20 protein-coding genes are annotated in these 24799 nt (G+C 45.2%); 13 read left to right on the top strand and 7 right to left on the bottom strand.

The window, feature by feature from the left end:
* Positions 1-28: 28 nt before the first annotated feature.
* The 3 genes from AC59JT_RS05595 to AC59JT_RS05585 all read left to right on the top strand — a co-directional run bounded on the left by AC59JT_RS05595 (position 29) and on the right by AC59JT_RS05585 (position 5917).
* On the top strand, positions 29-2284 hold the full coding sequence (locus AC59JT_RS05595) for a glycoside hydrolase family 95 protein (RefSeq protein WP_497396630.1): 2256 nt from the start codon (positions 29-31) through the stop codon (positions 2282-2284).
* A gap of 4 nt (positions 2285-2288) precedes the next feature.
* Positions 2289-3284 (top strand): carboxylesterase family protein, encoded by a 996-nt coding sequence (locus tag AC59JT_RS05590; RefSeq protein WP_497396629.1) that lies wholly within the window; start codon positions 2289-2291, stop codon positions 3282-3284.
* 104 nt (positions 3285-3388) lie between these two features.
* Positions 3389-5917, top strand: coding sequence for a phosphocholine-specific phospholipase C (locus AC59JT_RS05585; protein ID WP_497396628.1), 2529 nt, complete (start codon positions 3389-3391; stop codon positions 5915-5917).
* 37 nt (positions 5918-5954) lie between these two features.
* Here the strand turns inward: AC59JT_RS05585 and AC59JT_RS05580 are convergent, their stop codons facing one another.
* Positions 5955-6413, bottom strand: a complete 459-nt coding sequence (locus AC59JT_RS05580; protein ID WP_497396627.1) for a hypothetical protein — start codon at positions 6411-6413, stop codon at positions 5955-5957.
* A gap of 157 nt (positions 6414-6570) precedes the next feature.
* Here AC59JT_RS05580 and AC59JT_RS05575 point away from each other — a divergent pair, with 157 nt between their 5' ends.
* Together AC59JT_RS05575 and AC59JT_RS05570 are read left to right on the top strand one after the other, a co-directional pair.
* Positions 6571-7485, top strand: a complete 915-nt coding sequence (locus AC59JT_RS05575) for a glycerophosphodiester phosphodiesterase family protein (protein WP_497396626.1) — start codon at positions 6571-6573, stop codon at positions 7483-7485.
* A gap of 57 nt (positions 7486-7542) precedes the next feature.
* On the top strand, positions 7543-8172 hold the full coding sequence (locus AC59JT_RS05570) for an HAD family hydrolase (protein ID WP_497396625.1): 630 nt from the start codon (positions 7543-7545) through the stop codon (positions 8170-8172).
* A 261-nt stretch (positions 8173-8433) separates the two neighbouring features.
* On the opposite strand, the gene AC59JT_RS05565 is transcribed toward AC59JT_RS05570, so the two are convergent.
* Positions 8434-9633, bottom strand: a complete 1200-nt coding sequence (locus AC59JT_RS05565) for a proline dehydrogenase family protein (RefSeq protein WP_497396624.1) — start codon at positions 9631-9633, stop codon at positions 8434-8436.
* A 124-nt stretch (positions 9634-9757) separates the two neighbouring features.
* On the opposite strand from AC59JT_RS05565, the gene AC59JT_RS05560 reads away from it, so the two are divergent.
* Both AC59JT_RS05560 and aroB read left to right on the top strand, forming a co-directional pair.
* Entirely contained in the window at positions 9758-9964 is a 207-nt protein-coding gene (locus AC59JT_RS05560; protein ID WP_497396623.1) for an RNA-binding S4 domain-containing protein, read from the top strand.
* Positions 9965-10008: 44 nt separating this feature from the next.
* Positions 10009-11064 (top strand): 3-dehydroquinate synthase, encoded by a 1056-nt coding sequence (gene aroB / locus AC59JT_RS05555; protein WP_497399339.1) that lies wholly within the window; start codon positions 10009-10011, stop codon positions 11062-11064.
* A gap of 240 nt (positions 11065-11304) precedes the next feature.
* Here the strand turns inward: aroB and AC59JT_RS05550 are convergent, their stop codons facing one another.
* A complete protein-coding gene (locus AC59JT_RS05550) occupies positions 11305-11862 on the bottom strand; it encodes a hypothetical protein (protein WP_497396622.1) in 558 nt (185 codons plus the stop codon).
* 428 nt (positions 11863-12290) lie between these two features.
* Between AC59JT_RS05550 and AC59JT_RS05545 the strand changes: the two genes are divergently transcribed.
* The 5 genes from AC59JT_RS05545 (at position 12291) to AC59JT_RS05525 (ending at position 18236) form a co-directional block, all read left to right on the top strand.
* Positions 12291-13190 carry a prephenate dehydratase gene (locus tag AC59JT_RS05545; protein ID WP_497396621.1) on the top strand — a complete coding sequence of 300 codons (900 nt, stop codon included), beginning with the start codon at positions 12291-12293 and terminating at the stop codon, positions 13188-13190.
* Positions 13191-13230: 40 nt separating this feature from the next.
* Positions 13231-14358, top strand: coding sequence for a chorismate mutase (locus tag AC59JT_RS05540; protein WP_497396620.1), 1128 nt, complete (start codon positions 13231-13233; stop codon positions 14356-14358).
* Between the two features lie 8 nt (positions 14359-14366).
* Positions 14367-15674: a 3-phosphoshikimate 1-carboxyvinyltransferase gene (gene aroA / locus AC59JT_RS05535; protein ID WP_497396619.1), complete on the top strand. Its 1308-nt coding sequence runs from the start codon at positions 14367-14369 to the stop codon at positions 15672-15674.
* Between the two features lie 95 nt (positions 15675-15769).
* Positions 15770-16864 (top strand): chorismate synthase, encoded by a 1095-nt coding sequence (aroC, locus tag AC59JT_RS05530; protein WP_497396618.1) that lies wholly within the window; start codon positions 15770-15772, stop codon positions 16862-16864.
* Positions 16865-17021: 157 nt separating this feature from the next.
* A complete protein-coding gene (locus AC59JT_RS05525) occupies positions 17022-18236 on the top strand; it encodes an MFS transporter (protein WP_497396617.1) in 1215 nt (404 codons plus the stop codon).
* Here the strand turns inward: AC59JT_RS05525 and AC59JT_RS05520 are convergent.
* Entirely contained in the window at positions 18233-18748 is a 516-nt protein-coding gene (locus AC59JT_RS05520) for a DinB family protein (protein ID WP_497396616.1), read from the bottom strand. The genes AC59JT_RS05525 and AC59JT_RS05520 overlap by 4 nt on opposite strands.
* Before the next feature lie 58 nt (positions 18749-18806).
* Between AC59JT_RS05520 and AC59JT_RS05515 the strand changes: the two genes are divergently transcribed.
* Positions 18807-20336: a L,D-transpeptidase scaffold domain-containing protein gene (locus tag AC59JT_RS05515; RefSeq protein ID WP_497396615.1), complete on the top strand. Its 1530-nt coding sequence runs from the start codon at positions 18807-18809 to the stop codon at positions 20334-20336.
* A 247-nt stretch (positions 20337-20583) separates the two neighbouring features.
* Here AC59JT_RS05515 and AC59JT_RS05510 read toward each other — a convergent pair whose 3' ends face one another.
* The 3 genes from AC59JT_RS05510 to AC59JT_RS05500 form a co-directional block, all read right to left on the bottom strand.
* Positions 20584-21363 carry a murein L,D-transpeptidase catalytic domain family protein gene (locus tag AC59JT_RS05510; RefSeq protein ID WP_497396614.1) on the bottom strand — a complete coding sequence of 260 codons (780 nt, stop codon included), beginning with the start codon at positions 21361-21363 and terminating at the stop codon, positions 20584-20586.
* 183 nt (positions 21364-21546) lie between these two features.
* Positions 21547-22122 (bottom strand): nitroreductase family protein, encoded by a 576-nt coding sequence (locus AC59JT_RS05505; RefSeq protein ID WP_497396613.1) that lies wholly within the window; start codon positions 22120-22122, stop codon positions 21547-21549.
* An 80-nt stretch (positions 22123-22202) separates the two neighbouring features.
* On the bottom strand, positions 22203-24635 hold the full coding sequence (locus tag AC59JT_RS05500; protein ID WP_497396612.1) for an alpha-ketoacid dehydrogenase subunit alpha/beta: 2433 nt from the start codon (positions 24633-24635) through the stop codon (positions 22203-22205).
* Positions 24636-24799 lie beyond the last annotated feature (164 nt).

The raw sequence follows: 24799 nt of genomic DNA, 5'->3' as shown, positions 1-24799 counted from the left end.
ACATCATTATAACCCGATAAACTTAGTAATGAGTACTGTAAAATATCTTGTAGTTACGGCAATTATGTTGCTGTTTGCCGCTCCATGCATCGCCCAAAACAAAGCCAACAACACTATTTGGGACGATAAACCTGCCACCACCTGGATGACTGAGGCCTACCCTATCGGTAACGGCCGTATCGGCGGCATGATATTCGGCGGCGTGGAGCATGAGCGTATCCAGTTTAATGATAATACCCTGTGGACCGGCAATGAAAACGACCGCGGCGCCTACCAGGCCTTCGGTGATATTTTAATAGATTGGGATAATGCAGGCACAGCTTTCAATAACTACCGCCGCGAACTGGATCTGGCCAACGCCACCAATCGCGTTAGCTACACACAAAACAACACCAACTATAAGCGAGTCTACTTTTGCAGTTTCCCGGATAAGGTAATGATTATTCGTTTTACGGCGGATAAAAAAGGCGCTTACTCAGGCATTATCAGTTTGAAAGATGAACATGGCACCCAATCTATGGTTAACGGCAATACCATAACTTTTGCAGGCAGACTAAACAACGGCATGCCTTACCAGGCAAGCGCCGTGGTAAAAACAGAAGGCGGCTCAAGTACTTTAGTTGCCGGTAAAAACGGCGGCTCCGCTTTAAAAGTTAGCGAAGCTGATGCAATTACCATCATATTTACCGCAGCTACAGACTTTATTAACGAGCGTGATAAAAATTGGAAAGGCGAAGCGCCGGCCACAAAAATAGCCCATGTTTTAAAGACTGCATCTGCCAAAACCTATGATCAATTGCTTGCAGCGCATGTGGCCGATTATAAAAAACTATTTAATCGCGTAGCGATAAACCTGGGCTATTCGAACGCCGCACAACAAGCATTAACCACCAAACAGCGCGTTATTAACTACAAAAAACAAAGCGACCAAGGATTGGAAGCATTGTTGTTTAATTATGGCCGCTACCTGCTCATCAACTCATCGCGCAAAGGAGGCTTGCCCGCCAATCTGCAGGGACTTTGGAACGATACCAACAATCCGCCCTGGGGCAGCGATTATCACTCCAACATCAACATACAAATGAACTACTGGCTGGCCGAACCAACCAATCTATCCGAATGTGCCGTGCCGTACCTTGACTACATTAATAGCATCCGCGAGGTGGCCAAAGAGCATACCCAAAAAGAATATGGCAAAACCCGCGGCTGGACGGTTCGCACCGAGAACAATCCCTTCGGGGGCGATAGCTATAAATGGAACATCCCCGGCAGCGCATGGTATGCGCAAGCCCTGTGGGATCATTATACTTTTACTGGCGATAAAGCTTACCTGAAAAACTTTGCCTACCCTATTTTAAAAGAGATAGTAGAGTTTTGGGACGATCATTTAAAACGCCGTGATGATGGTACTTTGGTTGCGCCTTTGGGCTGGTCGCCCGAGCATGGGCCTACCGAGGACGGGATATCGCACGATCAGCAAATTATTTATGATCTGTTCACCAATTATACCGAAGCTGCTGTGATCTTAGGTATTGACGCTGCTTACAAAAACCATGTGGTTGACATGCGCGAGCATTTACTGAAACCCAAAATTGGCAAATGGGGCCAGCTGCAGGAATGGGAAACCGACCGTGATGACCCGAAAGATACGCACCGCCATGTATCGCATTTATTTGCGGTACATCCCGGCAGGCAAATTAGTCCGCTAACCACGCCCGGGTTGGCACAGGCGGCTAAAGTAAGTTTGCTGGCGCGAGGCGATGCGTCAACAGGCTGGTCTATGGCCTGGAAGATGAACTTTTGGGCGCGCTTATTGGATGGTGAACATGCCTACACTATTTTGAAAAACTTCATTACCCTGGCGGGTGAAAAAGGCACCGACTATAATGGTGGCGGCGGAATTTACGGCAACCTGTTTTGTGCGCACCCACCCTTCCAGATAGACGGTAACTTTGGCTACACTGCCGGCGTTGCCGAAATGCTGGTACAAAGCCAAACCGGCGAAATACAACTGCTGCCTGCCCTGCCCTCTAATTGGAAAACCGGCAATGTTAAGGGTTTAAAAGCTCGCGGAAACTTTGAAATAACCGATATGCAATGGAAGGACGGCCAGGTTGTAAGAGTGGCTATTAAGTCAAATTCGGGCGGCAATTGCGTTATCCGAAGCAGTAATACTTTGTCATCAACCACAAAAAATACTTTAACAAAAGGTAACACCAACTTTAAGTACAGCTTTAAAACTCTTCCGGGTAAAACGTATATATTTACTGCAAAAGCACCTTAAAAAAATGAAGAAGTTAGCTATAAGCTTATTTGCTTGCGCGATATTGGCTTTATGTATGATGGCCTTTAAATCTGGTCACGTTTCTGCACAACAAGCAGCGCCCGGGGATAGCAGCGCACTGAATGTGGTTTATGGCAGCAACCTCACCTTTACAGGCAAACAGCAAGTACTCACCATGGATATTTACTATCCGGCCAACCGGGTTGAAGGTAAAGCCTATCCAATGGTACTAATGATACATGGCGGCAGCTTTTTAAATGGCAGTAAAGAAGCCATGACCGGCCATTGCAAACAACTGGCCGACTCGGGCTTTGTAGCTGTTACTATTAATTACCGTAAGGGCTGGGATGCTAATAGCATAGCAAAAGGTTGCGAAGGAGTTGACGCGCAAGGAATTATAAATGCCAATTATCGCGCTGCACAGGATGCCCATGCAGCTATGCGTTTTTTAGTTGCAAACGCGACCAAATACCACATTGATACCAAATGGCTGTTTGTTGGCGGAAGCAGCGCCGGAGCCATTACCGCGCTTGACATAGTTTACCTTGATGAAAAATATGCTGATAGCCACTTGCCGGCTTCTGTAGCAGCGCTAGGTAAAGTAGATACCGCGAGCAACAAACTGGCGAATAAGTTTCAGATAAAAGGAATCTGCGGCATGTGGGGAGCTTTGCCCGACTCAAGCCTTGTTAACAAAAAAACAGCCGTGCCTACTATATATTTCCACGGCACCGCAGATATGACCGTGCCGTATAACCGCGGTTTTTATGTGCCCAACTGTAGCCGTGTACCTGAAATGTTTGGTTCGGCATGCTTGTACAGGCAAAATATAGCAGCAGGCGTGCCAGCAGTTTTAAACACATCAATAGGTGGCAAACATGGGCCGGTTGAACATACCCGCGCTTTGGTCATCAGTAACACAGCTTGTTTTTTCCATAAAGTAATGGCAGGTAAGGCTAAAAGCGCATCCTATGGCGATGCGGTGGCGGGTTGCCGGTAACAATTTTATACCGTAACATAAACTTAATGTGAGATATGTAATTTGCATTGTTTAAATGTACTTACATACTTATTTTTAACACCTCAGAAAAACTGATCGTTAAGATGGATTCACGCAGAGACTTTTTAAAGAAAGCGGCATTGCTATCGGGCAGCGCGGCTATGATGAACGTTTTGCCACCTGCCATACAAAGGGCATTGGCTATAAACCCCGCAGCCGGAAGCACCTTTTTAGATGCCGAGCATATTGTGATATTGATGCAGGAAAACCGTTCGTTCGACCACGTTTATGGTACCCTGCAAGGTGTGCGCGGATTGAATGACCCGATGGCTATCCGCCTGCCAAACAACAACCCGGTTTATCTACAAACAGATGCCGCGGGTAATACTTACGCGCCTTTCCGTTTAGATATAAAGAATACTAAAGTAACCTGGATGGGTTCGCTGCCCCACTCACGCTCGAGCCAGGTAGATGCCAACAACAAAGGCAAATATGATAAATGGCTTACCTCGAAAAAATCGGGCAATAAAAACTACTCGGGCATGCCGCTAACACTGGGCCACTATACCCGCGAGGACTTACCTTTTAATTTTGGTATGGCCGATGCTTTCACGGTGTGCGATCAGAATTTCTCATCGGCCATGACCAGCACCACGCCTAACCGCTCGTTTTTCTGGACCGGCAAGATCACCCACCAAAAAGATGATATCCTGAAAGCCAACATCCGCAACCCCGATTTTAGCTATGGTGATATGCCATGGCAAACTTTCCCGGAATTGTTGGAACAAAACAATATCCCCTGGAAATTTTACCAAAACGACCTGAGCGCAGGCGGCGGTTTTACCGGTGCCGAACGTAGTTGGTTGGCTAATTATGGTTGTAACCTGCTTGAATTTTTCACAGCATACAACGTCAAATTTTCTGACAGGTACGTTACCGCGCTTCAAAAACAAGCGGAGACTTTGCCGGACGAAATAGCCAAGCTACAAGCTATTACCGGTGCCGACGAAGCCACAACCGCAAAAAATGCCGCTGCCATCAAAGCCAAACAAACCGTACTGGACAATGCCCGCACCGAACTAAGCAAATGGAACAAGGAAAGCTACGCCAAGCTTACACCTCAGCAAAAAAGCCTGTATAATCGTGCCTTTGTTACCAATAAGGCCGACGCTAACTTTAGAAGCATTACCGAACTTACTTATAACGATAACGGAACTGAGCGTAAGGCTATAGTGCCTAAAGGCGATTTCCTGCACCAGTTCAGAACCGACGTGAATACCGGCAAACTGCCAATGGTATCATGGCTGGCGCCATCCCAAAATTTCTCTGATCACCCTAGCGCGCCATGGTATGGAGCCTGGTTGGTTTCGGAGATATTGGATGTATTGACCAAGAACCCTGAAGTTTGGAAGAAAACTATTTTTATTACTACATACGATGAGAATGATGGCTATTACGATCACATTCCGCCATTTTCTATCCCTGACAATAAAATCCCGGGCACCGGTAAAGTATCGGCCGGCATCGAAACCGAAATGGAACACGTGCGCCTGGCTAACGAACTAAAACAAGGTATCGACAAAAAAGAAGCCCGCGAAGCGCCGATAGGTTTGGGATTCCGCGTGCCAATGGTTATTGCCTCGCCATGGAGCCGTGGCGGCAAGGTTTGTTCGGAAGTGTTTGACCATACCTCTACCCTGCAGTTTTTAGAGACTTTTATTCAGCAAAAACTGAAGAAGGATGTTAAGATCAATAACATCAGTAAATGGAGAAGAACTATTTGCGGCGATCTAACCTCGGTGTTTAGTCCGTACAATGGCGAGCCATTAGAGCCTATTCCATTTTTAAATCGTGATAAGAAGGTAGAAGAAGTTTTCAGCGCACAGTTTAAAAGTGAGCCAACCGGTTTTAAAGCGCTAACTGATGATGAGATCAAAGCTATCCAGGTAAACCCCTCATTAACTTCTACACAGGAAAAAGGCACACGCACCGCCTGCGCCCTACCTTACGAGTTATATACCGAAGGCGGTTTAAGCGTAGATAAAAGATCCTTCGAAATTAAGTTTAACGCGGGCACGGAAATATTCGGTAAAGATTCGGCTGGATCACCATTTACGGTGTACGCGCCTGTAAAATATAACGACGGCAAGACGGCGGAGATCTCGCGCAACTGGCATTTTGCCGCTATTGCCGGCGATAACCTGGGTTATAGCTGGCCGCTGGAAGCATTTGAGAACAATGCCTACCACCTGCGTACCCATGGCCCTAACGGTTACTTCCGCGAGTTTAAGGGCAACGCCAAAAATTCGCACCTTAAAATTACCTGCGCTTACGAACGCAGCAAAACCAACCCGGTCAAGCTAACCGGTAACGTGGTGCTGAACATTACCAATACCGGCACTTCGGCACAGGATATTGTGATCAATGATAATGGTTACAAGGCACCAAGCTTTGATAAAACCATACCGTCAAGAGGTAAAACAAGCATTGTGGTTAACATTGCCAAAAACCATAACTGGTATGATTTGAGCGTGAAACTAAAAGACGACGACAGCTTTGAGCAAAGATTTGCCGGTCACGTAGAAACCGGCCAGGCCAGTCAAACCGACCCAAGGATGGGTGGTTTAGTTTAAATAAAAAAGGGTTGCCTGATGAGGCAACCCTTTTTTATTATTTCTTTATGCCGAAGAGCACCTCAGCTATTTTAGGTTTGCCCGCTTCGTTGACAATGACCACATGCTTTTCTACATCCATGGTAAACGGGGTGCCATCTATAGTTTTAACCGGCACCGTATAGTTTACAAAATAGGTATTGGCCCGTTTGGCGTCTTTGCTCACTCTCAGGTTTTTCATGTGCGCTGCATCAATAAAATCATCGCCACGCAGCGGATCGTCAATGATATCTATTTTGCGCAGCTGGGCGGCAAATTTTTTGGTGAGATATTTATCATGTAAGGCATATAGCTTTTTTGACACTACAGCTTTGGTTCCTTTCATGGCCCAGGTGTCGTTGTACACCAGGTAAAATTCTTTCAGCATAGCCATGGCTTGCGTGTCGTTAACCTTGGTTTGGGCTTTGGCGGTATTTGCCAGTACGCATATTAATACAGCGAAAAATATTCTTTTCATTATTATAAATTGGTGGTTGCGAATATAACGCAATATCGGGTATTTTCATATAAGCTCCCATTACCTTAGCTTAACATTCAGGATATTTTATTTTAACGCTATTCGCCTAATTTTGCTTCCTTTGTACATACATACTTTACATCACCCGTATATTAAAATGAAATACACCAAACTGTTTTTAGCTGCCGCGATATGCACCACAGCCATATCATGCGCAACGCGACGTGAAGCCGTGCCTACCAGCTTCCCGAAATTTATGAAACAGGGCCACCGCGGTACCCGTGGCCTGGCGCCCGAAAATACCATTAACGCCATGATAACCGGCATAAAAAACGGCGCCGAGTTTATTGAGGTTGATGTTTACACCAGCAAAGACGGCCAGGTTTTCATATCACATGATCCGGGACCGAACATATTGCATACCCTGACCGCCGACGGCAAGGAACTCACCAAAGAGGAAGCTGCCAAATACATTTTCCACCAGATGAATTATGCCGACATCGCCAAATTTGATGTTGGCTCGAAATACTATCCGGCGTTCCCGAAACAGAAATTGGTTAAGGCCAGCATTCCCCTGTTGAGCGAACTGATCGATTCGGTGGAGAACTATATTAAAGTAAACAAACTGAAACCGGTGGTTTACAATATCGAACTAAAAAACACCATTGCTTATGATAACATCCAAAACGGCACTCCCGCCGAATTGGTTGACGCTACCATGGCCGTGGTGAAAAGCAAAAACCTGGCTAAGAACCGCTATTACCTGCAGTCATTTGATTTTAGGCCATTGAAATATATCCACGAGAAATATCCTGCGGTTACCATCGGCTTTTTAACCAACAGCAAATTAACTTTTGAGGAGAACCTGAAAGAGCTGGGCTTTAACCCTGCAATTTACAGCCCGGTATACACCTTAGTTACTGCCGAGATGGCCCAGAAAGCCCACGCCCTTAACCTAAAACTGGTACCATGGACCGTTAATACCACCGAAGACATGAAAAAGCAAATTGCCCTGGGCGTGGACGGCATCATTACCGATTACCCAAATTTCTTTGCCGAGATAGGCCGTTAAGATCTTTTTTATATTTTTATGCGATGCCCGTTCAATCCGGGCATCGCATTTTTATTTATGGCTATCAAGAATATCATCTTCGACTACGGGAACGTAATTTTTAACATAGATTTTAAACGCGTGGCTGAGGCCTGGCAGAAACTGGGCATTACCAACGCACACGAATTTTACGGTCACCGCCAGCAGGATGACGTTTTTAATGCGCTTGAACAAGGTCAGATCAGTCCGGCGGCATTTAGGGACCGCATCAGGGAATTAACCCATAAGCCTGAATTGACTGACGAACAAATAGACGATGCCTGGAATGCCATCTTCATCGGCATCCCCGAAGGGAACCATGAAATACTGGCACAGGTGAAGGCAAAATACCGCACCTTTCTGCTCAGCAACATTAACGCTATACATTACGATTATGTACACCGTTACCTGAAAAGCGAATACAACCTGGACAACAACGACCAGTTTTTCGACAAAATATACTACTCGCACCTGGTGGGTAAACGCAAGCCGGGAACCGAAATATTTGAACAGGTACTGCAAGAGAACAACCTTGACCCGGCCGACACCCTTTTTATTGACGACAGCCCCCAACACCTGGAAACCGCCAAAAAGCTAGGCCTGCAAACTTACTTAATGACCGCGCCGGATAACCTGCAAAATTATTTTAAAACCAACGGTTTACTGTAACGCAAAACAGAGGCGCAGTGTAGCGCCGTATGCGTAGCACGCTACACTGCTACACTTGGTGTAGCGCGCTACAGCACTGGCTTTTAGATGGTTGATATTTTTGGTGGCGGTGTTTTGTCAGTAGAATTGCATTGCTATAAACATAGAACGTCATAGCGAGCGCAGCGTGGCTATCCCGTACCTGTAAATCCGCGTGTTGAGCGTGGAGGGGATCGCTACACTCGTACCTCGTTCGCGATGACGCTGTTATGTAGCGGAGAATTACAGTTTCCTCCGCTTCAATTCTTTAACTATCAACGTCAACTCCCTACTCATCTGCCCACCAATAGCGGTATTCTCCTGCGCTCTACGGAACAAGTATGGCATTACCGCTTTTATGGGGCCGTAGGGCACGTATTTAGCTACGTTGTACTGCGCATCCGCCAGGTTAAAGCTCAGGTTATCGCTCATGCCTAGTAACTGGGCAAAGTATACATGCGGGTGTTTGTGGTCTATTTTTTTGGTGTCCAGCAGTTCGGCCAGGCGGCGGCAGCTGTCTTCGTTGTGTGTGCCGGCTATAAAGGCAATGCTGTTTACGTGATCGGTGCAATAGTCAAGCGCCAGGTCAAAATCTTTGTCGCTGGCGGCTTTGTTAGGTTGTATAGGCGATGGGTAGCCGCGTTCTTCGGCGCGTTTGCGCTCTTTTTCCATGTAAGCGCCGCGTACCAGTTTGGCGCCTAATATAAATTGCTCTTTAACGGCGGTCTCGTGATCGCTCATCAGGCCATCCAGCTTATCGTGGCGATATAGTTGGTAGGTGTTGTAAACGATGGGTTGTTTTTTGTTGAAGCTGCGCATCATTTCCAGCGCCAGCAGATCGATGGTTTTCTGTATCCAGGTTTCCTCGGCATCTATCATTACCGGTACACCGGCATCATAGGCTTTCTGGCAAATATCCAACACCCTACCCTGCACTTTTTCCCATTCTGCTATCTCGTCGGCAGTTAGTGGTGTACCGGCATCCAGCTTCTCCAGCAAAGCAAATCGGCCCACGCCGGTAACTTTAAATACAGTGATAGGTATTGACTTATCCTTAACGGCGCGTTTAATGGTACGGATGATCTCGTCGCGCGTATCATCAAAAACCTGCTCCTCGTCCTCGCCTTCTATCGAATAATCCAATATCGTCCCAACACCGCCCGAGGCCAGCGATTTAATGGTGTTTTCGCATTCGCGGATAGTTTCGCCACCGCAAAAATGGCGGAAGATGGTAGCTTTTATCAGTCCTTTTATAGGTAAACCAATATTTATGGCAAAGTTTGTTATGGGCGGGCCAATTTTTACTAGGAAGTTTACGTTTATGATTTTGAATAACCAGTAGGCACGTTTCAGATCGGCGTTTGAGGCGTGGCGGAAAGCAACTTCCGTATTTTCGAACGACAGCGGTTGTTTATCAGTCATGTATATATAGTTGCGTTTCATAGCTGTACGACGTGTTAAACCAATATAACCTGCCGATTATGAAAACGTGTAGTAATAGCTACAAAATTATAAAATGATAGTTACATAACTCAAAATTCTGTAATTAGTTTATTTTTGCCACCGCATGATAGATTTTAAACTGGAAGGAGAATACATTCACCTGATACAATTATTAAAAGCCACCAACCTGGTAGCCACCGGCGGCGAGGCACAAATAGTTGTAGATCAGGGCGAAGTAACCTACAATGGTGAGGTTGACTATCGTCGCCGCTTAAAAGTAAAACAAGGCGACGTGGTTGAATTTAACGGCACCACAATAAAAGTAATTTAATAATGGAAACAACATACAGCGACACCCCTACTGCTGCAGAGACAATGGATACGATACAAAGCAATAGTTACAATATATACTTTGAGGATGCCTTGACCGAGGTAGCCAACTTTATTGAGCGCGGCAAATATTCGCGCTTTTTTATCCTTACTGATGAGAATACCTCAAAACATTGCTTACCCCTGCTACAAGCCAAACTAAACACCGATAACTTCGACCTGATCGAGATCAATGCCGGCGAAGAAAGCAAAGACATTGATTTTTGTATAGGTGTTTGGAAAATGCTGATAGACTTTGGTGCCGACCGTCAGAGTTTATTGATCAACCTGGGTGGCGGCGTTATCAGCGATCTGGGTGGCTTCGCGGCTTCAACCTTTAAACGTGGTATTGATTTTATACACATCCCTACTACCTTGCTATCACAAGTTGATGCTTCGGTAGGTGGTAAAACGGGTATTGATATTGACAGCATTAAAAACATCATTGGCACGTTTACCCAGCCAAAAGCGGTGTTTATCAACTACGAGTTTTTAAAATCATTGCCTCCGCGCCAGATACTATCCGGCACCGCAGAAATGCTGAAACATGGACTGATATGCGATGCTGATTACTGGAACCTGCTAAAAACAAGCGACCTATCAACCACTACGGCAGAAATGGTTTACCGTTCGGTTGAGATCAAAAACAAGGTGGTACTGGAAGATCCGCATGAAAAAAATATCCGCAAATCACTGAACTTTGGTCATACCATTGGTCACGCGGTTGAAACTTACTCATTAATAAACGACGAGGATTCATTGTCGCACGGCGAAGCTATCGCCATCGGCATGATCTGCGAAGCTTACCTGGCTCACAAAAAAACAGGTTTAAGCGCAGCTGAACTAACCGAAATTACCGAGGTACTGATGAACCTGTACCCACGCTACGAACTGAAAGAGGAATACAACCCTACCCTTTTAGAGTTTATGCTGAAGGACAAAAAGAACCAAAACGGCAAGATTAACTGTACACTGCTAAGCAGCATAGGCCAGTTTGCCATTGACAATGTTTGTACCGAAGAAGAATTGGTAGATGCGTTGAGGTATTACGCTAATTTGTAAGTTCTTCTTTTTTGAAAAAGGAAAAAGCCGCCTGTGAGGGTGGCTTTTTTGTTTGGGGTTTACCTTACTCCAGCACGTCATTACGAGCGAGGAACGAGCGTGGTAATCCCCGATAGAAAGGTCGTGCGCATACTATTCTAAAGGGGATAGCTACACTGCGTTCGTTATGGCGTGGCGGTTAAATTAAAAAAGGGTTAGCAAATGCTAACCCTTCTTGTTTATAATGAACTGTGATCAGTTTTAATTACCGAATTGCAAGTTGTATTTACCCTCACTAATAACTAAGCTGGCGCCTTTGTCAGTTTTCAGGTTTCCGTTAAAAACGCCATTTATAACACCACCTTTTGTATATGAAAAATTAAATATGCCAACAGATAACCCGCTGCCGTAAGTGGTGTATCTTGATGAATACAACACATTGGCACTGTTTGTATATTCAACATAACTCTCCGGGTAAGAGTTAACACTGCTGCTAATAGTGAGGCCTTGCGCAAAGCCTACGATGGCAGGTTCGCTCAAATAAATTTTAAATTTAGGAACAGCGCCGTTTTTTGCAGTAGCGGTAATAACAATTGTACGCGGGTTGCTTGTTGATCCGCGTGTTACGGTAAATTCAGTTTCGGTAACCTGCACGCCGTCAACTTTAAAGTTTAAATAGTACGTTGACGCAGGTGTACCCGGATCAGGTGTATTGGTATTGGCATTGATCATAGCATCAAGACCGGTATCATCGTTTTTGCAGGAAACAACACAGATTACCATTAACAAGACAAAGGCGATGTGGATAATTTTTTTCATTCTTCGAAATTATATTTTCGCAAAGGTAAATTTACCAATCAAATTACCGGGTTATTTTTTTGCAAAAAGATGAATTGAGAATATAGACCCTATCGGGATCGAGATGAGTAATCATTACCAAACAACCAACCTCCTCATCTCCCACCAACCTACTCTACTACCTATAAATTCATCCATCAAACAAAATTTTTCGCAATAAAATTCTGTTTACCTCATTTATTTTCAAAAAATAAAAATTTTCTATTGACAGATGATTTTTTAAACGTACATTTACGCCACAATAAAACGAGATGAAATTACACAATGCATTTTTTTACGGTTACTACTTTTACTTTAACAGTAAGAGCCGGGACTAATATGCACTAACACATATAACAAGAAATTGAAAAGTCCCGGCCCAATAAGCCGGGACTTTTTGCTTTAACACCATGATAAAAAAAGAAAAACCAAGAGTTGCAATTCAGGGCATACGCGCTTCCTTCCACGAGGAGGCAGCCTTTAAGTATTTCGGTGAGGATATACAAACCGTGGAGTGCGGCTCTTTTAAGCAAACATTTGAAGCTTTAGAGCGTAAAGAAGCTGATTATGTGGTAATGGCTATTGAGAATAGTATTGCAGGCAGCATATTACCAAACTACTCGTTATTATTAAGTTACAACTACCCTGTGGTTGGCGAGGTTTACCTGCCTATACAATTACATTTAATGGCCCTGCCGGGTGTTGCATTTGAACAGGTAAAATACGTAACTTCGCACCCGATAGCTATTCGTCAATGCATTGATTTTTTTGACGAATATCCACACCTTAAAATTGTGGAAAGCAGTGATACCGCGGCCTGCGCCAAACGTATTCACGACGAAAAATTAACTGATACTGTTGCCATTGCCAATACCCTGGCTGCCAAACTTTATGGTTTGGATATTCTGGAGCGCCGTATAGAATCTAACAAGAAAAACTTCACCCGCTTTTTAATATTAACAGACCATGATAACGTGGAGAAAAAACCCGCTAACAAAGCGTCGTTATGTTTCCAGGTTAGTAACCAGGTTGGTTCGTTAGCCAAAGTGCTTAACATTTTTGCCACGCAGAAAGTTAACATGAGCAAAATACAGTCAATGCCGGTATTAGGCAAACGCAACGAGTACAACTTTTATGTTGATGTGGAGTTTGACGACGCCAAACAATATGACAGCGCTATAAAACAGATACTAAAGTACACCCACAATTTTAACATACTGGGCGAGTATCAAAAGCACGAGGAAGAAGCTTCGGAAAGCTTGCTGAAAGAGAAGCCGGCTAAAAAATACATCAGCATAAAAAAGAAATAATTAACAAAGTATATAACAGACATTCGAAATAAATAATAAAATGAAACTTAATTTAAACATTCAACCATTAGAGAGCTGGATAAATGCAGGTAGCCAACCGCTTTTAATTGCCGGTCCGTGTAGTGCAGAAACCGAGGATCAACTGGTTGCAACAGCACATTTGTTAAAAAATACAGGTAAAGTAACCGCTTTGCGTGCAGGTATCTGGAAACCACGTACCCGTCCGGGCGAGTTTGAAGGTATTGGCAGCATTGGTTTAGAGTGGTTAAACCGCGCTAAACAAGAAACCGGCCTACCTACCGCTGTTGAGGTAGCTACTGCAAAACATGCCGAAGAAGCTTTAAAAGCAGGTGTTGATATCCTTTGGGTAGGTGCACGTTCAACTGCTAACCCTTTTACTGTACAGGAAATTGCTGACGCTTTAAAAGGTGTTGACATCCCGGTTATTGTTAAAAACCCGGTTAACCCTGATATTTCATTATGGATTGGTGCCCTGGAGCGTATTAACAACGCGGGTATTACCAAACTGGCTGCTATTCACCGTGGTTTCTCATCATACGAAAAATCTGCTTTCCGTAACGAGCCAATGTGGGATATCGCTATCCACCTGAAAACTTTGGCACCACACCTGCCAATTATTTGCGACCCAAGCCACATTTCGGGTAACCGCGAATTGATCGGTTATGTATCGCAAAAAGCTTTGGATTTGGATATGCAAGGTTTGATGATCGAATCGCATATCGATCCAAGCGTTGCCTGGACAGATGCTAAACAACAAGTTACGCCATCTGCTTTGGTTGACATCATCGAACGTTTAACTTTACGTAAACCAGAAACCGGCGACGCGAAAGTGAACGACCAGTTAACCCAACTGCGCGATAACATTGATAAAATTGACGATCTGATCCTGCAAAAAATGGGCGAGCGTATGAAAATATCTGAGCAAATTGGTACTTACAAACGCGATAACGACCTGACTATTTTACAGGTTAACCGTTGGGAAGAAATATTGACCAAACGCCAAAGCTACGGTCGTGCTTTAAAATTGAGCGACGAGTTTACCGAGAAATTATTGGAGTTAATGCACAGCGAATCTATCCGTAAACAAACCGAGATAATGAACGCTGGCGCAGAAGCCCAAAAAGGAGAAAAACTTACACACGCTTAATACTTACAATGAGTCATAACATCCTGCTAAGCAGAGCAAGCCGTGTTGTTAACGGCGAAGTGCACCTTACCGGTTCAAAAAGCGAGTGTAACCGCGCGCTTGTAATTGAGGCGTTAAGCAACGGTAAAGTAAGCGTACAAAATATTTCGGATGCAGCGGATACTGTTACCCTGGCGGGGATTTTGAAGTCGGGAGGTTTAAGTCCAAAGTCTGAAGTTCAAAGTCTGGAGTCGGAAACGGCTCAAGACTCAGAACTCAAGACTCAAGACTTAAGACTAGTCGACATAGGTCCGGCAGGTACGGCTATGCGCTTTTTAACCGCTTATTTTACCCTGCAGGATGAAGAAGTGGTATTAACCGGCAGCGCGCGCATGAAACAGCGCCCCATAGGCACCCTGGTTGATGCGTTGCGCAAACTAGGCGCGCAAATTGATTATGAGGAAAACGAGGGCTACCCTCCCATCCGCATAAAAGGTAATATTATGCAGGCTACTAATATCATCAGCATTAAAGGTGATATTAGCAGTCAGTATATTACAGCCTTGTTGTTAATTGCCGCGCGATTACCGCTTGGCTTGGAAGTACATATTGAAGGCGAACTAACATCACGCCCTTATGTTGAAATGACCCTGGCCATGCTACAGCAGGCCGGCATTATGCACAAGTGGAACGATAACGTGATCTCTATCGCCAGTCAGCAGTTTAAGGAGACTACCCTACCTGTTGAACCGGATTGGAGCGCGGCATCATACTGGTATGCTATTGCGGCACTTGCGGATGAATCAAGCTTGTTTTTACATGGTTTAACGCAATACAGCCTCCAAGGCGATAGCGCGATAACCGAGATCATGGCTAACTTCGGCATCACTTCCGAGTTTAAATACGGTGGTGTGCAGTTAACCAAGCAAACCAAACCTTTCATCAAAGATCTGTTCGACCTGAAAGAATGCCCTGACCTGGCGCAAACCGTTATTGTAGTATGCGCGGCCCTGGGTTACGAAGCTACTTTTACCGGCCTGGAAACTTTGAAAATCAAAGAAACCGACCGCGTAAAAGCCCTGCAAAACGAACTGGCCAAGATTGGCGTTAAGCTGATCGAGACCGACGGTTTCTACAAACTGGACTGCAGCGAAAAACACATTCCCGAGCGCGTATTCATCAACACCTATGATGATCACCGCATGGCGATGGCCTTCGCTCCGCTGGCCCTCATCATCCCGCAAATGGAATTTGAGGACGCACCGGTAGTGGAGAAATCGTATCCGGCGTTTTGGAAGGATTTGGAAAAACTAGGTTTCGAGACTAAAAATTTATAATAACCTGTCATTGCGAACATAGCGAAGCAATGACAAACATACACTTTAAATAATCTGCACATCTGCATGTTCGCACATCTGCACATCTAAACAATATGGCTGGCAATTCATTCGGGCAATTATTCAGGATAACAACATTTGGCGAATCGCATGGCGAGGCTATAGGGGTAATTATTGACGGCTGTCCGTCTATGTTGCCCGTAGACCTTGACTACATCCAAGCCGAACTGGATAAGCGCAAACCCGGCCAATCAAAAATTACTACCCAACGTAAAGAAAGCGACACCGTACGCATACTTTCAGGGGTGTTTGAAGGCAAAACTACCGGTACACCTATCATGATGCTGATCCCTAACGAAGATCAGCGTAGCAAGGATTATAACCACAATACCGACGTTTTCCGCCCGTCACATGCCGACTATACTTACCAAACTAAATACGGTATCCGCGACCATCGCGGCGGCGGCCGCTCATCGGCCCGCGAGACCGCGGCGCGTGTAGCTGCTGGCGCATTAGCTAAGCTGCTATTAAAAACGCAGGGCATCGAGATTGTTGCCCACGTAAGCAGCGTAGGCAAAATTGACGCGCCAAACGTGGAGATCAAAACCGCACAGGAATTTATCGACGAGCGCGAGAAGAACATCGTCCGCTGCGCGGACCCGGCAACGGCTGAGGAAATGATTGAGTTTATTGATTCGGTGCGTAAAGACGGAGATACCGTTGGCGGTAAAGTAAGCTGTCACATTTTAAACTGCCCTGTTGGCCTCGGCGAACCGGTGTTTGATAAACTACACGCCGAATTAGGCAAAGCAATGCTGAGCATTAACGCCGTGCATGGTTTTGAATTTGGTTCAGGTTTTTCGGGTAGCGAGATGCGCGGTTCGGAGCATAACGACATTTTTGTTAAAAACCACCTGAATGATGTGAAAACCATCACCAATTTCTCGGGCGGTATACAGGGTGGTATCAGCAATGGTATGCCTATTGATTTTAAAGTAGCTTTTAAACCGGTGGCCACCATTATGCACAACCAGCAAACGGTTGACGCCGCAGGCAACGCCGCAGAGATCTCGGGCAAAGGTCGTCATGACCCTTGTGTGGTGCCACGTGCGGTGCCCATTGTTGAGGCTATGGCCGCACTAGTGATAGCCGACCATTGGTTACGAAACCGAAATACGATATTAAGCTAAAGCTGATTTAAGCTGAAAGCCAGAAGTCCAAAGCCAAAAGCTTTGGACTTTTTATTTGACCACCGCGCCCAACAAATATTTTCCACCACCGGGTTACCTTCACCGCGTTCAGGGTATAAACAATATAAGCGCTAAATAACCGGCGCACCTAATTATCATGCTTACCTATACCGCTAACCTTTACAAAAATGCTTACAGCGGGCTGTCAAAAAACAGCTGGTATTTAAGCATTGTAATGCTCATTAACCGCAGTGGCACTATGGTGGTGCCGTTTTTAAGTATTTACTGTATCCAACAGCTGCACTATAGCATTGTGCAGGCCGGTATTATTATGGCCCTGTTTGGGGTGGGCGCTTTAACGGGCGCTTTTTTAGGTGGTAAACTGGTGGACAAGATCGGCTTTTACGATATGCAGGTGGGCGCGCTTTTAAGCGGCGGCCTGTTTTTTATACTGCTTGGCTTTTTGCAAAACTTTTACGTGCTGTCCATCGGCACTTTTGTATTGAGCTTGTGTAACGAGTCCTTCCGCCCGGCAAACTCATCGGCTATTGCGCATTATAGTAGCGAGGAAAGTAAAACCCGCTCTTTTTCGCTTAACCGTTTGGCTATTAACCTGGGCTGGGCTGTTGGTGGTGGCTTGGGTGGCTTTTTGGCGGCTATTAATTATCATTTGTTGTTTTGGGTTGATGGTTGTACCAACGTACTTGCCGCGGTGATGTTATTGTTATTGATGCCTCGTGCAGCCGTTGCCAAAACCATTAAAAAGCCGGATGCCACGGTGGTTAAAACCTCGGCTTATAAGGATAAGGTTTACCTGGTATTTATTGTACTGGCCAGCCTGTTTGCTATTTGCTTTTACCAGTTTATGATCATGCAGCCGGTGTTTTTTAAGGTCGACTGGCATTTTAGCGAGCGCTTTATTGGTGGATTGATGGCTTTGAACGGGCTATTGATCGTGGTGGTTGAAATGGTAATGATCCATAAGCTGGAAGGCCGGCGTAGCAAAATGGTTTATATCACGTTCGGCCTGTTTTTATCGGCGCTTTCATTTCTGCTGCTTAATATTTTACCACCTGCAATGCTTACGGCTATAGTAGTTGTAGTGCTGATAACTTTTAGCGAGATGTTTGCTATGCCCTTTATGAACGCCTTTTGGATAAGCCGAAGCAATGCGCATAACCGTGGCGAATACGCGGCGCTGTATAGCATGTCGTGGTCGTTCGCGCAAATTGTGGCGCCTTTTTTTGGCAGTAATGTTATCGCCTTCGGTGGATTTAAATTATTGTGGTGGATATTGGGAGGTATTAGTTTGGTGGGGACAATAGGTTATTACTATCTACATCAATTCCTCAAAAAACAACCCGTGGCTTAATTCCCCTTCAGTATCTTCACCGTAACAATCAACTGCCCTACATGACGCATGGTATGCTCTGCAGCGTGAAAATAAAGGCCTATAACCGTTGATGGTATCTGCGCGCGGCCCACTCCCCTAACTTCGGTTAATTGCGCGTCGTTTTGATTGGTCAGCTGCGCTATAGCCGCGTCAACCTGTGTGCTAAATGCATCGAGTAAATGGCCCACACTGTACTCTTTTTCGGGCGTTTTTCCTTCTGTCTGCAGGTATTGCATTTGCTCATCGCTTAATAATTTGCCATCTGCATAAGTAAATAAACGGCTGAGCACGCCTGTTAAATGCTGCAAATGAAAACCCGGCGAAGCCAGACCAACCGGCTTCACCCACAAAAAAATCTCCGGAAATTCATCCAGTAAGGCATAAACCTCTTCGCGCGCCTGTAATAGGGCGTGCGCAACGGGCTGCAATAATGGGGGTACATTGGGTAACGGGCCACGCAGCCATACTTCGGGTTTGGTTTGTTCTATCATATCATCAATCAAAAATGGTATAGCTATTGCATTAGTCAGCCAAATAATTGTTTAAACTATGATATCTACCACTACGCAAAAGCTAAGCAAGCTTTTTCTGTTTATCCTGCTCCCCTTTATCGTCCTTACTGTTCAAAGCTGTAAAAAAAGCCGCTCGGATATGGGTAAGTCGCTTTACAAGGAAACCAAAAATAAAGTTTTTAAAGACGTAACTCCTGAAGGTTTTGCCGAGGTTTTTGAAAAAGTACTTTCGGATGAGAAAGGCAAATTCACCTATGGTAAAACCGTCGCCAACTTTTACGCCCAAAACGGCTACGACCCTATTTATGTAATGGACCACATCGCCAATGGCGACCTTAAAGAGATAGTTGCCCGCTATAAAGCAGCCGGCCAGCATGGGCTTGATCCGGATATGTTTAAGGCAAAAATGATGGACACGTTGGTGGCCAAATTTTACAGCAAAAAAGGGATCAAAACACTAGACGAGGCTTACCGATCGATAGCCGAATTAGAGCTGCTTACAGCCAACACGCTTATTACTTATACCAATGCCCTGCAATATGGTATCATCAATCCACGCCGTATCTACGCGCGCTACTATACCCAAACGCAGCGCCCTGACAGCGCATCTATGAACAAAGTATTTCACATAAGCAATATTAAAGGGTACCTGGATAGTATACAGCCCAATAATCCGCAATACATAGCGCTGCAACAGGCATTGGCCGATGGTATAAAAGCCGGTAATATGGACCAGGTAAAACTGCGGTCGCTTATTGTTAACCTGGAACGTTTGCGTTGGAGAAATAAACCTTCGCAGGATAAGTATGTGATCGTAAATATACCCGACTACACCCTTGATGTAATGGAGGGCGGCAAATCAACTTTAAACATGAAAGTTTGTGTTGGCGAGGGCCGTAATATGGAGAACGAGGTGAGCCTGACCGAATATGATGAAAGCGATAAGATAGACCGTCCTTTTACCCGCGAGACACCACAACTGAACAGCATGATACATAGTGTTGATGTAAACCCGATATGGAACATCCCCGAAAGTATTGCCAATAAAGAGATCATTGTGGAGGCCCGTAAAGACCCTTATTACCTGGCTAATAAAAATATCAACGTATATAAAAATGGCGAAAAGGTTGATGACCCCGAAACAATAAACTGGGATGGCGCATCGGCCGATACCTATTCGTTTAAACAACAACCCGGTGATGATAATTCTCTCGGTAAGATCAAATTCCTGTTTAATAATAGAAGCAGTGTTTACCTGCATGACACCCCTGCACAGCTACCCTTTAAGCAAGCCGTGCGTGCCGTAAGCCATGGTTGCGTTCGCCTTGAAAAGCCAAAAGAACTGGCGCTGGCGCTGTTTGGTGAGGGTAAGAAGTATGATATGATAGATAAATTTATGGGCGAGGACAAGCCTGCCCCTACCAGTATTTCGCTTAGCCCTAAAGTGCCTGTTTATATTACTTACGTTACCTGCTGGCAGGATGCTAACGGACAGCTGCAATTCCGCCCGGATGTTTATGGTTTGGACGTGGTATTGTTTGGGCATTTGCAGAAGTTGTTTATTTAGTATCTAATAGCAAGTAAATAATTAAGCGCGTCATTACGAGTGAGGAACGAAGGTAGGAAACCGACCGTAGGGAGCTCATTAATGCCATTAAAAAACAAATTATAGTGTTAATAATCCCCGAGCGACAAGCCGCACGTCTACCTATCGCTCGGGGATAGCCACGCTAACGCTCGCTATGACGTGGTAATTAAACAAAAGGCCCAATCCGCTTTGCAGATTGGGCCTTTTCAATATCGTAGTAAGCTTATTAGATCTTCGCAGCAGTATCCGCCACCGGCAAGGTAAAACCTGCAAATACATTTTCATCCAAATATTTAGAAGTATAACGGTTATCGTTACCGTTGATGAATAACATGGTTTTACCTTTAATAGTGTTGATCACCATATCGCAAACCGCAGGCGATACAGCCGGACAACCGTGGCTGCGTCCTAAGCGGCCTAAAGCTGCAATGGCACCCTCACTCACATAATCGGCAGCATGAACCACTACTGCGCGTTCGCGGGCATTGCTGTTAAAACCGGCGTCTAAGCCATCTAAACGTAACGAGCGGCCGTGCTTGCCATAATACACATCATCCGTCAGGTAAAAACCTAAACTGCTTTGGTGCGACTGGTTGGTATTTGAAAAAGCGTTTGCCATATCATTACCACTACCTTGTCCGTGTGCAACCCAAGTATTTAACAACAGGTGTTTGTTCACCAGGTCGATGATCCACATACGTTTTTCGCGGCTTGATTTGTTAAAATCAACCACGGTAATAACCGAACTGTTTTCGGCCAGTTTATGGTTAGCTTTTAAGTTTAAAAAGCCTGTAAGCGCTTTTTGAAATACTGCCATATCCATACCGGCTTGTTGTAATTGCGCGGTTTGATAAATGGTTGCAACGTACTGGCTAAACAACTCTTTTGCTGTAACAGTGCTTTTTGTAGTGCCTGAAATTTTGTTAGCTTCCGCGCCTTTAAAACCGGTAACGGTCATCATTACCATCAAAAAAACGCAGCATATCCACCAAAAATATTTCCTCATAATTTGTTGAGTTAAAATCAATAATTAAATAAAGAGTATTAGGGTTGTGAGTTATAATTGTTATACAAATATACGCAAAAAGGCTTAACCGATTGTCAAATTTTTATCATTAAGTAAAACATTTTCTAAAAGGTTAACTAAAAGCTGGTAATACGAAATTAAAAGAACAAAGGTTACGCTACACTATACCCACTTCACTTTCTCGGAAAGTGGTACGCGCCGTATTCCTTTTGGATGCTCATCGGCGTAGCCTAAATACAATACGCCCATCACTTCATCCTCATCGCGTAGATTTAATAACGCCTTCATGGCCGGTTTTAGTATCATACCGCCGGTTCCCCAGTAGCTCGCGATACCCAAAGCGGTGGCACCCAACAGTATATTTTCTATAGCGCAAGCGGTTGCAGCCAACTCTTCAAAGGCGGGAATCTTAGGCAAATTACCCCGCTGCATCACCGCTACGATCACATGCGACGCGCTGTCACCTTGCACAGCAAGGTTATTATAAACCGCGTCGGCGTAGCTTTCAGGGTCGGTATTTTGCTTGTAAAGTTCTGCATGCTGACGGCAGAAATCGGCCGGGTTAGCGTAAACGGTAAAGCGCCAGGGCTCGGTAAGGCCGTGAGTTGGGGCCCAGTCGGCCAGCTCAAACAGTTGGGTTATTTGTTGGTTAGGTATTTTTTGGCCATTCATCATAAAAGGCTTAACCGTGCGGCGTTTTTTTATGATATTTGATAGAGCGTCGAAAGCAAGTGACATAATATAATTTGTGTTAAAAAAAGAAATGAGCGACCGCAAGATCGCTCATTGTATATTTCATTAAGTCAAATATCCGTCAATTAAAAAATTGAAGGATATTTATTTGGGTTACTCTCATTCATGATGCTATAAATAGCTTCGATGATATCATCCAGCGATGGCTTGGTAAAATAATCACCATCTGAGCCATATGGCGGGCGATGCTCCTTGGCAGTAAGCGTACGCGGAGGGCAATCCAGCGAGTAATAACCTTTCTGGCCCTCCAGTATTTGCTGCAGGATGTATGACGATGCTGCGCCTGGCAAATCCTCATCAACCACTAAAAGCTTATTGGTTTTCTTTAAGGATGTGCCACAGGCATTGTCCAAATCGAACGGATATAATGTCTGCGGGTCGATCACTTCAACACTGATACCCATTTTCTCCAGCTCCACGGCTGCTTCCTGTACAATGCGTAAGGTTGAGCCATAAGATACAACAGTGATATCGCTACCTTCCTGCAATACTTCGGCTTTGCCTAATGGTACCGTAAAATCGCCAACGTTGCTAGGCAATTGTTCTTTCAGGCGATAACCGTTCAGGCTTTCAACAACAATAGCCGGTTCATCGCCGCGCAGCAATGTGTTATACATGCCGGCAGCCTGCGTCATGTTACGCGGTACGCAGATATGCAGGCCACGCATCGTGGTTAGCATAGTACCCATTGGCGAACCTGAATGCCAAATCCCTTCTAATCTATGACCACGGGTACGCACAATCAGCGGTGCTTTTTGCCCACCCATTGTCCGGTAGCTTAAACTAGCCAGGTCATCACTTAAAACCGACATCGCGTACAGAACATAATCTACATATTGGATCTCGGCGATAGGTTTCATACCGCGTACGGCCAGCCCCATGCCTTTACCGATAATGGCCGATTCGCGGATGCCCGTATCGGCAATACGCAGGTCGCCGTATTTTGCTTGCAAGCCGGCAAAGCCCTGGTTCACGTCGCCAATAGCGCCAACGTCCTCGCCAAAGGCAACAACTGTTTTATCGCGCGCGAAATTGGCATCGAAACAGGCGTTTAGCACCTCGCTGCCGTTAATACTCGGGGCGTCATCGGCGTATTGAGCGGGTACTACTTCTACCTTTAAAGGTGAATATGGTGTGTTTGAGAATAGTTTTGAATTGTAACGTTCGCCATTAATCTCCAGCTGTTTGTTCAGCCAGTTAATAACGGCGGATTTTTCTTCCGATTGCTCGTGCACCGTCAGTCTTAAGGCCTGGCGCATGGCGCTCACAGCGTCTTTGCGGCCCGGATCAATGCAGCCTAGTAGTTCGCTGGTTAGTTTGTCGATCTCTTCATGTTTTGAAGACACCTCGGCTAGTTTTTCCAGTAAACCTGCTACCTCTTCGTTCTCGGCTTTGATGAGGTCGCTTAATTCGTTCCAGGCTGATTTCTGGCACTCTCGCACGTATTTTTTGGCTTCCGATTCCAGCTCATCCAGCTCTTCCTCGGTTATGATGGCCGATTCAACCATCCACTCGCGCATTTTAAGCAGGCAATCGTGTTCGCCTTCCCAGGTTAGCCTGTCCTTGGTTTTGTAGCGTTCGTGCGAACCTGAAGTAGAGTGGCCCTGCGGCTGCGTCATTTCCACTACGTGGATCAATACAGGTACATGTTCATCACGACATACCTTGATGGCACGCTCGTAAGTTTCGCAAAGGGCCACGTAGTCCCATCCGCGAACTTTAAATATTTCAAATCCGTTGGTACCCTCTTCACGCTGGAAGCCTTTTAGCACTTCAGAAATATCTTCTTTAGTGGTTTGTATACTGGCCGGTACAGATATCGCGTAAGCATCATCCCAAATAGAGATAGCCATAGGCACCTGCAAAACGCCGGCAGCGTTAAAGGTTTCAAAAAACAAGCCTTGCGAAGTAGCGCCGTTACCAATGGTACCAAAAGCCACCTCGTTGCCATTCACCGAAAAATTGTTTTCGCCGGCCAGTTCTTTATTTTGACGGTAGAGTTTTGAGGCCAATGCCAAACCCAACAAACGCGGCATGTGCCCGCCGGTGGTTGACATATCAGCACCGCAATTCATGGTCTCGGTTTGATTTTTCCAGCTGCCGTCTTCGTTGATAAAACGGGTAGCGTAGTGGCAATTCATCTGGCGGCCGCCTGATGCCGGTTCTTTTTCAATATCAGGATGCGCGTATAATTGCGCGAAAAACTCCTGCAGGTTGCTCATGCCCGTGGCAAACATAAAAGTTTGGTCGCGATAATAGCCTGCGCGCCAGTCGCCTTTGCGGAAGGCTTTGGCCATGGCCAGTTGTGCCACCTCCTTGCCATCGCCAAATATGCCAAACTTAGCCTTACCCGTAAGTACTTCACGACGGCCTATTATACTGGCCTGCCTGCTTTGGTAACCAATGCGGTAATCATTAATTACAAGTTGTTTGAAGTCGTTAAAAGTAAGTTCGGCAACATCGTTATTTACGGCGCCGGTAATTACAGTTTCGGGCATAAATTTTAGTATTAGGTGGTAAAATTATAAAATTTCGGTTGGTATTACTAACCTGCCATCTAAAATTGTGTTTAATAAAATTTGAGTTTTGGTATGGTTAATCTAAAAAAACGAGCACCTTAACCGTTGCATAAATCCAAAATAGTTTTGGAATACCATTAAAC

This window comes from Mucilaginibacter sp. A3364 (genome assembly GCF_059690715.1).
This window is presented reverse-complemented; position numbering and strand designations above follow the sequence as displayed.

Bases quoted from the DNA above. Each gene is read 5' to 3' on its own strand.
- AC59JT_RS05595 (WP_497396630.1), top strand. From the start codon at position 29: ATGAGTACTGTAAAATATCTTGTAGTTACGGCAATTATGTTGCTGTTT.
- AC59JT_RS05590 (WP_497396629.1), top strand. From the start codon at position 2,289: ATGAAGAAGTTAGCTATAAGCTTATTTGCTTGCGCGATATTGGCTTTA.
- AC59JT_RS05585 (WP_497396628.1), top strand. From the start codon at position 3,389: ATGGATTCACGCAGAGACTTTTTAAAGAAAGCGGCATTGCTATCGGGC.
- AC59JT_RS05580 (WP_497396627.1), bottom strand. From the start codon at position 6,413: ATGAAAAGAATATTTTTCGCTGTATTAATATGCGTACTGGCAAATACC.
- AC59JT_RS05575 (WP_497396626.1), top strand. From the start codon at position 6,571: ATGAAATACACCAAACTGTTTTTAGCTGCCGCGATATGCACCACAGCC.
- AC59JT_RS05570 (WP_497396625.1), top strand. From the start codon at position 7,543: ATGGCTATCAAGAATATCATCTTCGACTACGGGAACGTAATTTTTAAC.
- AC59JT_RS05565 (WP_497396624.1), bottom strand. From the start codon at position 9,633: ATGAAACGCAACTATATATACATGACTGATAAACAACCGCTGTCGTTC.
- AC59JT_RS05560 (WP_497396623.1), top strand. From the start codon at position 9,758: ATGATAGATTTTAAACTGGAAGGAGAATACATTCACCTGATACAATTA.
- aroB (WP_497399339.1), top strand. From the start codon at position 10,009: ATGGATACGATACAAAGCAATAGTTACAATATATACTTTGAGGATGCC.
- AC59JT_RS05550 (WP_497396622.1), bottom strand. From the start codon at position 11,862: ATGAAAAAAATTATCCACATCGCCTTTGTCTTGTTAATGGTAATCTGT.
- AC59JT_RS05545 (WP_497396621.1), top strand. From the start codon at position 12,291: ATGATAAAAAAAGAAAAACCAAGAGTTGCAATTCAGGGCATACGCGCT.
- AC59JT_RS05540 (WP_497396620.1), top strand. From the start codon at position 13,231: ATGAAACTTAATTTAAACATTCAACCATTAGAGAGCTGGATAAATGCA.
- aroA (WP_497396619.1), top strand. From the start codon at position 14,367: ATGAGTCATAACATCCTGCTAAGCAGAGCAAGCCGTGTTGTTAACGGC.
- aroC (WP_497396618.1), top strand. From the start codon at position 15,770: ATGGCTGGCAATTCATTCGGGCAATTATTCAGGATAACAACATTTGGC.
- AC59JT_RS05525 (WP_497396617.1), top strand. From the start codon at position 17,022: ATGCTTACCTATACCGCTAACCTTTACAAAAATGCTTACAGCGGGCTG.
- AC59JT_RS05520 (WP_497396616.1), bottom strand. From the start codon at position 18,748: ATGATAGAACAAACCAAACCCGAAGTATGGCTGCGTGGCCCGTTACCC.
- AC59JT_RS05515 (WP_497396615.1), top strand. From the start codon at position 18,807: ATGATATCTACCACTACGCAAAAGCTAAGCAAGCTTTTTCTGTTTATC.
- AC59JT_RS05510 (WP_497396614.1), bottom strand. From the start codon at position 21,363: ATGAGGAAATATTTTTGGTGGATATGCTGCGTTTTTTTGATGGTAATG.
- AC59JT_RS05505 (WP_497396613.1), bottom strand. From the start codon at position 22,122: ATGTCACTTGCTTTCGACGCTCTATCAAATATCATAAAAAAACGCCGC.
- AC59JT_RS05500 (WP_497396612.1), bottom strand. From the start codon at position 24,635: ATGCCCGAAACTGTAATTACCGGCGCCGTAAATAACGATGTTGCCGAA.